General features: G+C 67.5%; 12 protein-coding genes. 9 read left to right on the top strand and 3 right to left on the bottom strand.

The window, feature by feature from the left end:
* Positions 1-4 precede the first annotated feature (4 nt).
* Positions 5-469, bottom strand: coding sequence for a M23 family metallopeptidase (locus K7711_RS06915; protein WP_235746885.1), 465 nt, complete (start codon positions 467-469; stop codon positions 5-7).
* Between the two features lie 365 nt (positions 470-834).
* Between K7711_RS06915 and rpsB the strand changes: the two genes are divergently transcribed.
* The 7 genes from rpsB (at position 835) to K7711_RS06880 (ending at position 7,443) form a co-directional block, all read left to right on the top strand.
* Entirely contained in the window at positions 835-1,713 is an 879-nt protein-coding gene (rpsB, locus tag K7711_RS06910) for a 30S ribosomal protein S2 (protein WP_222965828.1), read from the top strand.
* A gap of 132 nt (positions 1,714-1,845) precedes the next feature.
* Entirely contained in the window at positions 1,846-2,670 is an 825-nt protein-coding gene (gene tsf / locus K7711_RS06905; protein ID WP_222965826.1) for a translation elongation factor Ts, read from the top strand.
* Positions 2,671-2,865: 195 nt separating this feature from the next.
* A complete protein-coding gene (gene pyrH / locus K7711_RS06900; RefSeq protein ID WP_222965824.1) occupies positions 2,866-3,594 on the top strand; it encodes a UMP kinase in 729 nt (242 codons plus the stop codon).
* A gap of 84 nt (positions 3,595-3,678) precedes the next feature.
* A complete protein-coding gene (frr, locus tag K7711_RS06895; protein ID WP_222965822.1) occupies positions 3,679-4,236 on the top strand; it encodes a ribosome recycling factor in 558 nt (185 codons plus the stop codon).
* 99 nt (positions 4,237-4,335) lie between these two features.
* The gene (locus K7711_RS06890; protein WP_222966779.1) at positions 4,336-5,280 is read left to right on the top strand and encodes a phosphatidate cytidylyltransferase; all 945 of its coding nucleotides are present in this window, start codon (positions 4,336-4,338) and stop codon (positions 5,278-5,280) included.
* A gap of 156 nt (positions 5,281-5,436) precedes the next feature.
* Positions 5,437-5,655, top strand: coding sequence for a hypothetical protein (locus K7711_RS06885; protein ID WP_222965820.1), 219 nt, complete (start codon positions 5,437-5,439; stop codon positions 5,653-5,655).
* A gap of 111 nt (positions 5,656-5,766) precedes the next feature.
* The gene (locus tag K7711_RS06880) at positions 5,767-7,443 is read left to right on the top strand and encodes a metallophosphoesterase (protein WP_222965818.1); all 1,677 of its coding nucleotides are present in this window, start codon (positions 5,767-5,769) and stop codon (positions 7,441-7,443) included.
* Positions 7,444-7,446: 3 nt separating this feature from the next.
* On the opposite strand, the gene K7711_RS06875 is transcribed toward K7711_RS06880, so the two are convergent.
* Positions 7,447-7,875 carry a lipopolysaccharide assembly protein LapA domain-containing protein gene (locus K7711_RS06875; protein WP_222965816.1) on the bottom strand — a complete coding sequence of 143 codons (429 nt, stop codon included), beginning with the start codon at positions 7,873-7,875 and terminating at the stop codon, positions 7,447-7,449.
* 109 nt (positions 7,876-7,984) lie between these two features.
* On the opposite strand from K7711_RS06875, the gene rlmN reads away from it, so the two are divergent.
* On the top strand, positions 7,985-9,094 hold the full coding sequence (rlmN, locus tag K7711_RS06870; protein WP_222965814.1) for a dual-specificity RNA methyltransferase RlmN: 1,110 nt from the start codon (positions 7,985-7,987) through the stop codon (positions 9,092-9,094).
* A gap of 30 nt (positions 9,095-9,124) precedes the next feature.
* Positions 9,125-9,790 carry an RNA polymerase sigma factor gene (locus K7711_RS06865; protein ID WP_222965812.1) on the top strand — a complete coding sequence of 222 codons (666 nt, stop codon included), beginning with the start codon at positions 9,125-9,127 and terminating at the stop codon, positions 9,788-9,790.
* A 4-nt stretch (positions 9,791-9,794) separates the two neighbouring features.
* On the opposite strand, the gene K7711_RS06860 is transcribed toward K7711_RS06865, so the two are convergent.
* Complete coding sequence (locus K7711_RS06860; protein ID WP_222965811.1) at positions 9,795-13,967, bottom strand: nSTAND1 domain-containing NTPase; 4,173 nt, start codon at positions 13,965-13,967, stop codon at positions 9,795-9,797.
* Between the last annotated feature and the right edge of the window lie 30 nt (positions 13,968-13,997).

Genomic DNA, 13,997 nt, shown 5'->3' with positions numbered 1-13,997 from the left:
GGGATCACGGCGGCTGCCCCTGTTGCGGCAGCACCGGTTTGAGTCGTAGCGGCGCGAGGCGGATCAGCCCCAGCGGATCGAGATACTCGCGCCCACGCCGCAGCCCCCAGTGCAGGCAGGCGGCCGCGCACCCCGGATGCCCGGCCTCCAGCGCGCCGAGAACCTCGCCGCGAAACACTTTGCGCCCCAACGCAACCGATGCGCGCACCGGTTCGTAGGTGGTCCGCAACCCGCCCTCGTGATTCACCGACACCACCGGTTTTCCGGCCACCTCCCCCGCGAAGACGACGACCCCGTCCCCGGCGGCCAGTACGGGCTGCCCGGTAGCGCCGCCGAGGTCGACTCCGCGATGTCCGGGCAGCCAATCGTGCACCGGCCGGTCGAACCGCCGCAGCACCGGCGGTCGTGGATGCAGCGGCCAGTCGAACGCCCCGGGCACAGCCTCTGCCCGGGGCATGGGCAGTAGCATCGGCACCACCAGCCAGCCCAGCAGAATCGCGAATATCCGGCGCATGGATCCACGGTGCGGGCGGCAATCGTGTCGCGAAAGCCCGCCTTCGGCGAGTGTGGACAACTACGACGGTGTGAATGCACACCATTTCCGATCAACTGCTCGCGGCATCCGCTGTTCGAGCCCCCCAGCACCCCGTTTAGGAGATCCGCTCGCGGGCTCGTAGACTGGTCCGGCGGTCCGCTCATTCCGGGACCGACTTCGCGCGTCCAGCGCACAAGCCGTCGGCTGGTCCCCAGAAACGGGGTTCCGGCGGCCGTGGACGCCAGGGCAGAGGTCGCCGACCCCTGCGACAACCAGCAACGAAAGAGAGATACGCAGCCATGGCTGTCGTAACTATGAAGCAGCTGCTCGACAGCGGCGCGCACTTCGGGCATCAGACCCGCCGGTGGAACCCGAAGATGAAGCGGTTCATCTTCACCGACCGCAACGGCATCTACATCATCGACCTGCAGCAGACGCTGACGTACATCGACAAGGCGTACGAGTTCGTCAAGGAGACCGTCGCCCACGGCGGCACCGTGCTGTTCGTCGGCACCAAGAAGCAGGCGCAGGAATCCATCGCCGCCGAGGCCACCCGCGTCGGCATGCCGTATGTGAACCAGCGCTGGCTCGGTGGCATGCTCACCAACTTCTCGACCGTCCACAAGCGGCTGCAGCGCCTGAAGGAGCTGGAGGCGATGGAGCAGACCGGCGGTTTCGAGGGTCGCACCAAGAAGGAAATCCTCATGCTCACGCGTGAGAAGAACAAGCTGGAGCGCACCCTCGGCGGTATCCGGGACATGGCCAAGGTTCCCTCGGCCATCTGGGTCGTCGACACCAACAAGGAGCACATCGCCGTCGGCGAGGCTCGCAAGCTGAACATCCCGGTCATCGCGATCCTGGACACCAACTGCGACCCCGACCTGGTCGATTACCCGATCCCGGGCAACGACGACGCGATCCGTTCGGCCGCGCTGCTGACCAAGGTCGTCGCCTCTGCCGTCGCCGAGGGTGTGCAGGCTCGTGCCGCGCGCGCCAGCGGCGATGTGAAGCCCGAGGCCGGCGCCGGTGAGCCGCTCGCCGAGTGGGAGCAGGAGCTGCTGGCTCAGGCGACCCCGTCCACCGACGAGGCCGCTGCCGAGGCCCCGGCCGCAGAGTCGGCCCCGGCTGCGGAGTCGGCCCCGGCTGCAGAGCCGACTCCGGCTGCCGCCGAGAGCTGACCCAGCGTCCGATGGCGGCAGCCCCGCCGCCATGACGGATTTGTTCACCGTGCCGGCCCTTCCTGTTCGGAAGCGGTCGGCATGGTGGTGCTTCGACCTGATACCCACTCCCCGTTAAGGAGGCTCGCCAGGATGGCGAACTACACCGCCGCTGACGTGAAGCGGCTCCGCGAGCTCACCGGCTCCGGCATGATGGACTGCAAGAGGGCCCTGGAAGAGACCGACGGCGACTTCGACAAGGCCGTCGAGGTGCTGCGCATCAAGGGCGCCAAGGACGTCGGCAAGCGCGCCGAGCGCGCCACCGCCGAGGGCCTGGTCGCCGCCCAGGACGGCGTCATGGTCGAGATCAACTCCGAGACCGACTTCGTCGCCAAGAACGCCGAGTTCCAGACGCTGGCCGCTCAGGTCGTCGAGGCCGCCGCGAAGGCGCGTCCGGCCGATCTGGAGTCGCTCAAGGCCGTCGAGCTCGGCGGCAAGACCGTCGACCAGGTCGTGCAGGAGCTCGCCGCCAAGATCGGCGAGAAGCTCGAGCTGCGTCGCGTCGTGTCCTTCGAGGGCCCGGTCGCGACCTACCTGCACAAGCGCGCCACCGACCTGCCCCCGGCCGTCGGCGTGCTGGTCGAGTACCAGGGTGAGGGCGAGGGCGCCGCCGAGGCCGCTCGTGCCGCCGGTATGCAGGTCGCGGCCCTGAAGGCCAAGTACTTGAGCCGCGAGGACGTCCCCGCGGATCTGGTGGCCAAGGAGCGCGAGATCGCCGAGGCGACCGCCAAGGAGGAGGGCAAGCCCGAGGCCGCCCTGCCGAAGATCGTCGAGGGCCGCGTGAACGGCTTCTACAAGGACGTCGTCCTGCTGGAGCAGCCGTCGGTCACCGACAACAAGAAGACCGTGAAGGCGCAGTTGGACGCGGCCGGAGTCACCGTGACCCGTTTCGCTCGCTTCGAGGTCGGCCAGGCCTGACCGGGCCGGATCGACTACGGAGGGCTCCCCGTGCACTGCGCGGGGAGCCCTCCGTGCGTCGAATCAGGGTCGGCTGACCATCGCGGCCCGGCATAGGGCAGGATGGACGCAGCTTTTGTCACCATCCCGTGCTCGTTGCGACACCGGATGGTCTTTTCGCGTGTGCATGGCGTTCCGCCGAGGAGAAGGAGACAGATGTCGGACCCGGAACCGGCTCGTGAGGGCTATCGCCGAGTACTCCTCAAATTGGGAGGAGAGATGTTCGGCGGAGGCAACGTCGGGCTCGACCCGGATGTCGTGCAGACCGTTGCCGAGCAGATCGCGGAGGTGGTCGCGACCGGCGTTCAGGTGGCGGTGGTGATCGGCGGCGGCAACTTCTTCCGCGGCGCGGAGCTCGAGGACCGCGGGATGGAGCGGGCGCGCTCGGATTACATGGGCATGCTCGGCACCGTGATGAACAGCCTTGCGCTGCAAGACTTTCTGCAGAAGCAGGGGGTCGACACCCGAGTACAGACGGCGATCACCATGGGGCAGGTCGCCGAGCCCTACATCCCGCTGCGCGCCAAGCGGCACCTGGAGAAGGGCCGCGTGGTGATCTTCGGTGCGGGTATGGGCATGCCGTACTTCTCCACCGACACCACCGCCGCCCAGCGTGCGCTGGAGATCGGCGCGGAGGTCGTGCTGATGGCCAAGGCGGTCGACGGTGTGTTCAACGCCGACCCCCGGCAGGATCCGGCGGCCACGATGTACTCCGAGATCACCCACAAGGAGGTCATCGAACGTGGGCTCAAGGTGGCCGACGCCACCGCCTTCAGTCTCTGTATGGACAACCAGATGCCGATACTGGTGTTCAATCTTCTGACCAAGGGCAATATCGCCCGCGCGGTCGCCGGTGAGAAGATCGGCACACTGGTTCGGTCCTGACGAGCGTCGGGAGCGGTGTCTTCGTGGATGCCCGCCCTCGTGATCCCGGAACCGACAACGACTAACGCTGTGGAGGAAACGGTCGTGATTGAGGAAGCACTCTTCGACGCCGAGGAGAAGATGGAGAAGGCCGTCACGGTGGCGAAGGACGACCTCGGATCCATTCGTACCGGTCGGGCGAACCCGAGCATGTTCAACCGGGTTCAGGTCGAGTACTACGGATCGATGACGCCGATCACCCAGATGTCGGGTATCACCGTGCCCGAGCCCCGCATGGTCGTGATCAAGCCCTACGAGCAGGCGCAGCTGCAGGCCATCGAGACCGCGATCCGCAACTCGGACCTGGGCGTGAACCCCACCAACGACGGCAACATCATCCGCGTCTCGGTGCCCCAGCTCACCGAGGAGCGCCGCCGCGAGATGGTGAAGCAGGCCAAGAGCAAGGGCGAGGACGCCAAGATCTCCATCCGCAACGTGCGTCGCAAGACGATGGACGAGCTGAACCGCATCCAGAAGGACGGCGAGGCGGGCGAGGACGAAGTGGGCCGCGCCGAGAAGGAATTGGACAAGACCACGCAGAAGTACGTGGCGCAGATCGATGAACTGGTCAAGCACAAGGAATCGGAGCTGCTCGAGGTCTGACGGCCCAGGGCGCGAGTGCCTGCCCGGGGCGGGGACGGAGTGGACGGATACGTGAGCGACGGGACAATCGTGGCCGAACAAGCCGCGGCCGGCGAGGGCATGCCGGCGAGCGAAGCAGCCGGTGCATCCGGCGCATCGGACCAGGCGGCTTCCGCCGGTCCGGAGCAGGCGTCCGCCGAGGGTGAGCAGTCGCAGCCCGAGGCCGACCGGCCCGAGGAGGCCAAGCCCTCGCGGGCGGGCCGCAATCTACCGGCCGCGCTGGCGGTCGGCTTCGGTCTCGGTCTGTCCCTGATCGCGATCCTGCTGTTCGCACCGAGGATTCTGGTCGGCGTGATCGCGGTGGCGATCGCGATCGCCACCTGGGAGGTCGCCAAGCGACTACGCGAGGCCGATGTGCTGGTGCCGCGTATCCCGTTGCTGGTGGGCGGGCAGGCGTTGGTCTGGCTGGCCTGGCCGTACGGCGCGCAGGGGGTCGCGGGGGCGTTCGGCCTGACGGCGCTGGTGTGTATGGCGTGGCGGCTGTTCGATCACGGCCTGTCCGCGACACCGCGAAATTTCCTGCGCGACACCGCGATCACGGTGTTCGTGCTGGCCTGGATCCCGTTGCTGGCCTCGTTCGCGGTGCTGATGCTGTCCGAGCCGAGCGGCAACCTGCGGGTGCTGACCTTCATGATCCTGGTGGTCTGCTCGGACGTCGGCGGCTATGTGGCGGGTGTGCTGTTCGGGCGGCATCCGATGGTTCCGGCGATCAGCCCGAAGAAATCCTGGGAGGGTTTCGGCGGTTCCCTGGTGTTCTGCATCATCGGCGGACTGCTGACGGTGACGTTGCTGCTGCAGGCGAATTCGATGATCGGCGTGCTGCTGGGCGTTGCGGTGGTGCTGGTGGCCACCTGCGGGGATCTGATCGAATCGCAGATCAAGCGGGAGCTGGGCATCAAGGATATGGGCACGCTGCTGCCCGGCCACGGCGGCATCATGGATCGGCTCGATTCGATGCTGCCCTCGGCGTTCGTGTCCTGGTTGGTGTTGACCGCGCTGCTGTGAATTCGCCGGGCGGTGTGCCCGATTCGCCTCGTTTCGTCTTGCAATCATCGAAACTCGTTGGGTTCTGGGCGTTTTCCGCGCCGATTGCCAGGTGACTCGAAGCCTGCCGCAGTCTGATCTGGTGGTGGAGAACATCGCCGCCTGGAAAGGATCAGCATGCGCTCGTTGATGATTGCCGCCGTGGGGGCCGTGATCGCGGTGGGGCCGGTCGTCGGCGCCGGTGTCGCACTGGCCGACCATCCGCTCCCGTCCTGTGCGGATGTGAGCAACGTGCCCTGCCAGAGCCAGGACGATCCGATGCATTTTCACGGCACCGACCACAACGCGCCGGATCAACCGCACGAGGACAGCCTGTCGGCGCCTTCGACGCCGTAACCTCCCGAGGCGGGGAAGACTGCGTTCATCGCGCTGTCGGGTCTCGGTAATCTTGCGCGACTTGGATGAGTCGGATATCCGTTCCCACCCCTCGGCGCGAAGGTTTCCATCATGTTCAACCCTCCCGGCCTGGCCCCGAATACCGGAATTCCCGAGGGCCTGGCCGCCCGGATGACGATGGACGAGCAGTACGACTGGCATCGGTCGTATCTGAAACGGCATGCGGTGAGCCGTCGTTCATTCCTGCGCGGCAGTTCGGCCGCGGCGATGGCGGCGGGATTTTCCTCGTTCGGCGCGCTCGCCTATGCGGACGGTGCTCCGCTCGCGGTGGCCGGACGGCATGTCGGGTTCGGGCCGGATGCGGCGAGCCAGCTGCGGTTCTCGGCGCAGCTGTCGCGTAATCCGGGCAGCGCCAAGGTATTTCTCGAACACGGTCCCACTCCCGCGCTGGGTGGGCGGGTCGAGGCGCAGGTGCGCAATCTCCTCACCCAGATTCCGCGCACCGACGGCGGGGTGCTCGCGGCCGAACAGTTCTATGTGCACGCTCCGGTGAACGGGCTGCCCGGACGGATTCCGCACTTCTACCGTTGGCGCACCTCCGACGGCTTCGTGAGCGAGGTGGCTTCGGCGGCTCCGGCCATGCCGAGTTCGCGGGCGGCGGTGCTGCCGTTCCGCTTCACCATGATGGGCGATCAGGGTATCGATGACACTCCCGCTCATCCCGCGGGTCTGCAGCCCGGTGGCTACCGGAACAAGTACGGCAAGGGCGATGCGCCCGGCGCGCGCAATGCCGCGGCGATTCAGCGTCAGATCGTCGCCTGCAAGCCGGACTTCCACATTCTGGCCGGTGACATCAGTTACGCCGATCCTTCGCACGGTGGTGGACCGGACTGGTTCGTTCCGAGTGGCACCTCGAAGAACGAGAAGATCGACGCGTACAACCCGTTCGTCTGGGACAACTACTTCCAGGCCATCGAGGGCAGTGCCGCGCGGGTGCCGTGGATGTTCGCCACCGGTAATCACGATATGGAAGCGGTGTACGGCACGCACGGGTACGGCGGGCTGACCGCGCGGCTGGATATGCCCGACAACGGCCCGGCCGGTTGCCCGTCGGTGTATTCGTTCCGATACGGCAACGTGGCGGTGCTCTCGCTCGACGCCAACGAGACCTGCCACCAGTATCAGGCGAATCTCGGCTATTCCGGTGGGGCGCAGAAGAATTGGCTGGAGCGGACGCTGGCCGCGCATCGGTCCGATCCGGCCGTGGACTTCATCGTCTGCTTCTTCCACGAATGCGCCTATGCCACGGGTGTGGGCGGAGCCAGTGACGGCGGGGTGCGTGGGACGTTCGCGGAACTGTTCGATCGCTACGACGTGGATCTGGCGCTGCAGGGGCACAACCACTGTTTCGAACGCACGGATCCGATTCGTGGCGGCCGCGCGACCCGGGTCGCGGCGGACAACGCGATCGTCTATCCGGAAACCGATGGCACCGTGTACTACGTCGTCGGCGGGGGTGGCGCCGCACACGGCGAGTTCGAGTTCGGGGAGAGTTACCGCGGCCACGAACTGCCCGATACCGCTGTCGCGCGCAGCGGACTGTGGGACGCCGACGGGAAGCAGCAGTACGAGGCGGTGCAGTGGTCGCGGGTGCGCTACAGCCGGTATTCGTTCATCCGCGTGGATGTGCGGCCGGGGGTGTTCTCCAGTGAGATGGATGTGATCGCCATCGACGAGTTCGGGCGCGAATTCGACAAGGTGACTTTCCGGCGTCTGGTGCGCCGATGACGTTCAGGCGCGTTTGGCCGCGCGCCGCAACTGCATGATCCGCCAGCCGCCCGCCAGTCCCATCACCAGTGATCCGGCGATCAGCGACAGCAGGATGGTCACGCCCAACGGCAGCGAGAAGCTCCAGAAGAACAGCGTGACCTTCACCTGATTCAGATTCTGCAGGATGAAGACCAGCAGGATGATGCCGATGATCGCGGCGGCGACCAGGCTGACCCAGGTGGCTCCGGCGCGTGTGCGCAGAGGGTCCTTGCCTGCGGGGCGGGTGGTGGTGGCGGGAGTTTTTTCGGGAGTGGTGTCGGGTGTCGCGGTGTCCGGGACGGCGGGGGGTTCCGAGCTGGTGGCAGGTTCCGGGATCGTGGGGGATTCCGGGACCGCAGACGTCCGCGGGGGAGTGTCCGGGCCCGAGCTCGATGCGGCGTCGCTGGTCATACCTCGATGATTACCCATTGCTATCTGTTCTGCACGCAGGTTGGCGCCCGAAACCGTTTCGTGCCCCGGACCCCACCGACCCGGATGTGGATGGGACACTGGTGAGGTTATGGCTACCCCCCTTCCGCTCGTTTTCGATGCTCCGCGTCGCGGCATGCCGCCGCGGCATCTCGCCGACCTCGATGCGGACGAGCGTCGCAAGGCGGTTCAGGATCTGGGGTTGCCCAAGTTCCGGGCCGACCAGATCGCCCGGCAGTACTATGGCCGTCTGGTGGCCGATCCCGAGCAGATGACCGATCTGCCCGCGCAACTGCGGGCCACGGTGGCCGAATCGCTGTTCCCGCCCCTGCTGACCGAGGTCCGGCACGTGGTGTGTGACGAGGGCACCACCCGCAAGACGCTGTGGCGCGCGGGCGACGGCACCCTGCTGGAATCGGTCCTGATGCGTTATCCGGATCGCAACACCCTGTGCATCTCCAGCCAGGCCGGCTGCGGCATGGCCTGCCCGTTCTGCGCCACCGGCCAGGGCGGCCTGAACCGCAACCTGTCCACCGCCGAGATCGTCGACCAGGTCCGCGCCGCCGCAGCCGCCCTCCGCGACGGCGAGGTCAGCGGCGGCCCCGGTCGCCTGTCCAACATCGTGTTCATGGGCATGGGTGAGCCGCTGGCGAACTACAAGCGTGTGGTGAATGCGGTGCGGCGCATCACTTCTCCGGCTCCGGACGGTTTGGGCATCTCGCAGCGGAGTGTGGTGGTCTCGACGGTGGGTTTGGCTCCGGCGATTCGGAAGTTGGCCGATGAGGGTTTGTCGGTGACTTTGGCTGTGTCGCTGCATACTCCGGATGATGAGCTGCGGGATACGTTGGTGCCGGTCAACAATCGTTGGTCGGTGGCCGAGGTTCTGGACGCGGCAAAGTATTACGCGGACAAGTCGGGTCGTCGTGTGTCGATCGAATATGCGTTGATCCGCGATATCAACGATCAGCCGTGGCGTGCGGACATGTTGGGTTCGAAGTTGCACAAGGCGCTCGGTTCACGGGTTCACGTGAATCTGATCCCGTTGAATCCGACTCCGGGTTCGGAGTGGGATGCGTCGCCGAAACCTGTTGAGCGGGAGTTTGTTCGGCGGGTGGAGGCGCAGGGGGTGGCGTGTACGGTGCGGGATACGCGGGGGCAGGAGATCGCCGCGGCGTGTGGGCAGCTCGCCGCCGAAGGGTAGCGCCTTCGAAAAGTGTGCGAGGCTGAAAACATGTATGACGCACCATTGGCCGAGTTGCTCGGTGCTGTCCTTCGGGAGTTCGCGAGCGACCCCCTCGGGCTCGTGTCGGACAGGCCGGAATCGGCACTCGTCCGGATCGGACGCGGTGAGCGCGCGTCCGAGCCTTCGTTCGACGAGTTGCTAGTCGAGGCGTACGAGTCGGGGCACGACGAGCTGCTGGCCAGGATGCGGCATGTGACCGGAAGCAGCGCCGACGCCGAGGACATCGTCCAGAAGGCGCTCATGCGCGTCTTCGCCCGGCGACCGGAACACATTGTCGCAGTGGACAAGTTGCGTGGATACATCTGGACGGCCGCCGAGAACTGCCTCCGCGACGAGTGGCGGCGCAGGGGGAAGGAGCGCGAACGGATCGATCCCGCCGGCCATGATCAGATCCCGCTCCTCGCTGATCGGGCTCGACTGTCGTTCGACGACGCGGTGGTGATGAAGGACATGCTGCTGAGCTGCCTGAACTGTTTGCCGCCGCGCGAACGTGAGGCGGTCGTTCTCTTCACCTACGAGGGGCACACCTACCGGGAAACCGCGCTGATCCTGGAGATCGCCGAGGGCACCGTCAAGGGTTACGTGCATGACGGCCTGATCCGGATGCGGAAGTGCCTCGCAGGCCCCGACAATGGTTCGGGCGTCGGTGGCTAGCAGGTCACCTGTCGCGACATGGCGGGGTGGCATCGGCGCCGAGCGGCAGCGCGTTCCGTTCCGCGTCGGTGAAGGCGCGGTCGTTGATCGGGCAGAGTCGTCCCATGATGTCATTGCGGTCGAGGTTGATCGTGTAGACCTCGCCGTCGTACGACAGCAGGTGCAGGGTGTGCCCGAGCAACGTCGCGCCGTCGACCACCAGGTTTCGCGCGGTCTTGATTTCGAAAAGTTTCGTGCCGCGCTCGAAATCCCAGACCTCTACGCCGTCGAGGAGTTTGTTCACGACCAGCAGGCCGTCCGGGGTCATGCCGATCGGGTCGCCGGACGGAATCGGCTGCGGGGAAACCGATTCCACGCCGGTCCCGAGGTTCTGCACGACGCTTCTTCCCGAGTCGTACCTGATGTACACGATCGGGGCGCCGGGCCTGGTGAATGCTCGCCCGGTCAGCGACTCGCGTTGGTCCATCGTGATCGAGTGGAGCACATGCCCGTCGTGCACATCCCGTACGACGTAGGCGTCCGGCGTCATCGTCACGAACCGATCCGGTTGCGTAGGAACGAGATCGGCCTGCACACCCACCTGCATCGTCCACCGCAACTCGTCCTCGCTTCCCCACGTCGCGAGTTCCCGGCCGAGTTGGCGGCCGTCGTCGATTCGCCAGCGGGTCAGCAAACCCGCGTGCAGGAGGGCCAGTTCGTCGGCACCCGACTGCATGATCGATGTCACCGACCACTGCCGTAACCCGGGCACGGACGGGAACGGCAGTGTCAGCCGCCACTCGACGGTGAGGTTCGGCAGCGAATAGAGCGTGATGGCGCCGGTGCCCGAAGCCACTACGAGGTGTCTACCGTCATCGGTGATGCGCCGGGTCCGCCCGCCGTCGGCCGATACCCGCGCAACCTCACGTCGGCCGGGCGACAACGCGAGCACACGGATCATCCCGGGACTCGAGTCGGTCGCAGCCGCTTCGAAGCTGACGATGAACCGACCGTCCGGCCCCCATTCGATATCCGAGACCGACGCGAGATCGTCCGCGGGCTCGACCGGCGTCGCCGGAGCGAACCGGGAGAACCCATCGGCGGTGATGGACAACAGTCGCGGTCCGGCTTCGGTGGGAACCATGAGGTTTCCGATCGGCTTCGGGCCCTTGTTGTTTCGTGCCTGCAAGGCATACCGCCGACCGGTGCGGAGGTCGACGATATCGGCGGTCTTGACCGTGTCGCCGTCGTCCGCCTCCGCCCTGATCGCGTATCGCCCGGACGTCGTCCATTCACACGCGCCCAGCGGGCCACCGGGGGCCGGGCGGAAGCGTTCGGCGCCCGTCGTCGCGTCCCAGACCACCAACTTGTCGTCGGCGCATCCGACGATCGCCCCTGCGGAAGTGACCACCCCGGCGGGAAGGTCACGGATCCAGCTGCCGGTTCTGGCATCGCGGACCACGTTGCGCTCACCGGCCGCGCCGATTTCCTTGAACGCGATCAGCGCACCGGAGGCGTCGATGTAGGCGGGATATTGCGTAACCCCGTTCTCCGGCAGGGGCGTTGCCACCCGGGCCGGTGCGGTGCCCGAGGTGTCGTACAGCTCGAGCAGGTCGGTGTTGCCCAGGGCCAGGTCGTGCTTGCGGTCGACCCGCACCGCCAGCCACTTCCCGGTCTCGTCGAATGTCGCGAACACGGCCATCGACGGCAGCGGATCGGGCTCGGGTACTCGAATTTCGAACGGGCCCTTGCGGTCCCGCAGATTCCACACCACGACTGCGCCGTCCGCGGTGACGACGGCGAGCCGGGAGCCGTTGCCGCTCATCGTCATCGACGAGATCTCGGCGGTCGTCGGGGGAAGCCGCCATGAGGTGGGTCGCTCGGCGTCCAGCCCGGTCCAGAGTCCGATGTCGTGGCCGCGCTCGGCGACCGCGACGATCGACCCGTCTCCGCTCGCTGCGACGGATGTCCCGGCCGACCATGGCCCGGTCCTCATCTCCACGACCGAGGCGATCCGAACCTGCTGATACAGCAACGCGGTCGACACGGCCGGGTCGTTCGGCGCGTACCGCGCGGCGGCCTGCGCGAACTGCAACGCCTTGCCGGGCTCGGTGTCGGCGACGCGCATCGACTCCGCTGCCAGCGTCCGCGCGGCCTGCAACCGGAGCTGGGCCGCGCGCTCCTGACTCGTCCGGTACGCCACCACCGCGGTCGAGGCCGCGGCGACCGCGAGGACCGCAATCAGTGTCGTGACCAGCTGCCACCGCCGCACCTCCCGACGTCGCTCCTTCCGGCTGGCGGCGATGTACTCGCGATCGGGGGCCGGGATATCGGATCCGCGCTTGTCGGCCCATGCCGTGGCCGCTTCCAGCGCACCGGGCCGGAGCAGAGTGTCCTTCCTACCGTCCTTGCCGGCATGTTCCCACTTCGCCCGCTCCTGCCCGATCTGCCACTGCCACAGCCGGAAATCGCGATCGTCCCGCAGCCAGCCGAGCAGCCTGGGCCAGTGGTCGATGAGCGCCTGGTGAGCCAATTCCACGGTGTCCGCGCCCTGGGCGTCACGACCCACGACCACCAGCCGGTCCCGCGCCAGACGACCGGCCACACCGCGCAGCTCCGGATACTCGCGCATCGACACCACCGAGCGGACGAAACCCGCGCCGCTCACCGACGGCACGGCCAGCAGCGTCAGCAACCGTTGCGCGGCCTGCTGCCACTGCGGCGTGTCGAACTGCGCGAACACCTCCTCGGCCCGTCGGGTGACCGCACCGGCGACGCCGTCGACCCGTTCGTAGTCGGCCACGTCGAGGACGCCGCTCCCGCGCTGTGCCCACAGATCGGACAACAGCGACTGCAACAGCGGCAAGCCGCCCGGCTCGCCGATCGTGTCGTCGATCAAGCGCTCGACCAGTTCGTCGGCCAGCAGGGCGCCCGGTGCGCGGGCGGTGGGCCGACGGATCGCGTCGCGCAGCTGGGCTCGCCCCATCGGCGCGAGCGCCACGGTCGCGCCGTCGAGGAATGCGGCGAGTTCGTCGTCGACCAGCTCGTCGAGCGCATCCCACCGCACGGTGAGCACCACCCGCACCGGGCGGTCGGTGCCGGAGCGGGTGAGTTCGATCAGTGACCGCAACAACTCGCGCGCCCGCTGTGGCGCGGTCGAGGCCAGCTCCTCGAATTGGTCGACGAACAGCAGAACACCCTGTGCCGGAAGCTCTTCCAGCAGCCGAGGCGGCGGCGCGAGGGTGCCCGGCGCGCCCGCCGACTGCTGCGTCAGCCACGCGGCGAACGGCTCGTCCTCGCCGGCGTCGAGCCGTTCGGTGACCGCGTGTAATCCGGACCGGTCGCTACCGAGCCGGACCGTGGCGATGCGCACCCCGCGCGCCCGCAGCCAGGGAATCACCCCGGCACGAATCAGGGAGGACTTGCCGACACCGGAACGACCGGCCACCGCGACCAGCGGCCGCCGCTCGAGTGTCGACATCACCCGCTCGATGTCGTCGTCGCGCCCGAAGAACAGGTCGGCGTGTTCCTCGTCGAACGGCTCCCACCCGCGGTACGGGTTGGTCACCAGGCCCGAATCCATGCCGAGTACTTCGCCGATCGGCACCATGAACGCGGTCCTGGTGTAGCGGCGCCGGTCGGCCACGACCGCCATCCCGGTCACCGCCTCGGCCTCGGTATCCCATACCGGCGCGCCGCTGAAGCCGCCGGTGATCGGCTGCCCGCCCGTGGCCGCCTGCAGTTGCAGCCAGCCCTGTTCCTGCCGGGCGCGGAACTCACCCGATACCCACGCGCCGCCCGGCAGCTCCGCCGGAAAACCCAGCACGCGGAATTCGCGGCCCCACGGCTCCTCGTCGTGCCAGAAGGCCGGTAGCGCAACCCGATCCGGTGCCGCGCCGACCAGTTCGAGCACCGCGAGGTCACCGCGACCGTCGGCGCGGATCGGTGACCAGTGCCGCACCCGCGCCGTCGAACGCACCGGGGTGTCGCTCCAGGGGAAATCCACGATCACCGGATGCTCCGGCGCTCGGCCGTCCCCGGGATCGCAGCCGACGGCGAGCGCCACGACATGCGCGCAGGTCGCGACCAGATCCGGGCGCACGACGAATCCTGCCCCGACCACCTCACCGCCCGAGGTGAGAATGCGCACCGTTGCCGAACGCAGCCGGTCGGTGTCCTGCTGACCATTCGAAGCCATCCCGAAGACTCCTCCCCGTGGTGGCCAGGA

Source organism: Nocardia coffeae, assembly GCF_019890715.1.
In the GTDB taxonomy this organism is placed as follows: Bacteria; Actinomycetota; Actinomycetes; order Mycobacteriales; family Mycobacteriaceae; genus Nocardia; species Nocardia jiangxiensis.
The sequence above is the reverse complement of the archived record's forward strand: the minus strand, read 5'-3'. Positions and strand labels throughout refer to the sequence as shown.

Excerpts from the sequence above, each read along its gene's own strand:
- K7711_RS06915 (WP_235746885.1), bottom strand. The coding sequence starts at position 469 with ATGCTACTGCCCATGCCCCGGGCAGAGGCTGTGCCCGGGGCGTTCGAC.
- K7711_RS06865 (WP_222965812.1), top strand. The coding sequence starts at position 9,125 with ATGTATGACGCACCATTGGCCGAGTTGCTCGGTGCTGTCCTTCGGGAG.
- K7711_RS06890 (WP_222966779.1), top strand. The coding sequence starts at position 4,336 with ATGCCGGCGAGCGAAGCAGCCGGTGCATCCGGCGCATCGGACCAGGCG.
- rpsB (WP_222965828.1), top strand. The coding sequence starts at position 835 with ATGGCTGTCGTAACTATGAAGCAGCTGCTCGACAGCGGCGCGCACTTC.
- rlmN (WP_222965814.1), top strand. The coding sequence starts at position 7,985 with ATGGCTACCCCCCTTCCGCTCGTTTTCGATGCTCCGCGTCGCGGCATG.
- pyrH (WP_222965824.1), top strand. The coding sequence starts at position 2,866 with ATGTCGGACCCGGAACCGGCTCGTGAGGGCTATCGCCGAGTACTCCTC.
- K7711_RS06860 (WP_222965811.1), bottom strand. The coding sequence starts at position 13,967 with ATGGCTTCGAATGGTCAGCAGGACACCGACCGGCTGCGTTCGGCAACG.
- K7711_RS06885 (WP_222965820.1), top strand. The coding sequence starts at position 5,437 with ATGCGCTCGTTGATGATTGCCGCCGTGGGGGCCGTGATCGCGGTGGGG.
- K7711_RS06880 (WP_222965818.1), top strand. The coding sequence starts at position 5,767 with ATGTTCAACCCTCCCGGCCTGGCCCCGAATACCGGAATTCCCGAGGGC.
- K7711_RS06875 (WP_222965816.1), bottom strand. The coding sequence starts at position 7,875 with ATGACCAGCGACGCCGCATCGAGCTCGGGCCCGGACACTCCCCCGCGG.
- tsf (WP_222965826.1), top strand. The coding sequence starts at position 1,846 with ATGGCGAACTACACCGCCGCTGACGTGAAGCGGCTCCGCGAGCTCACC.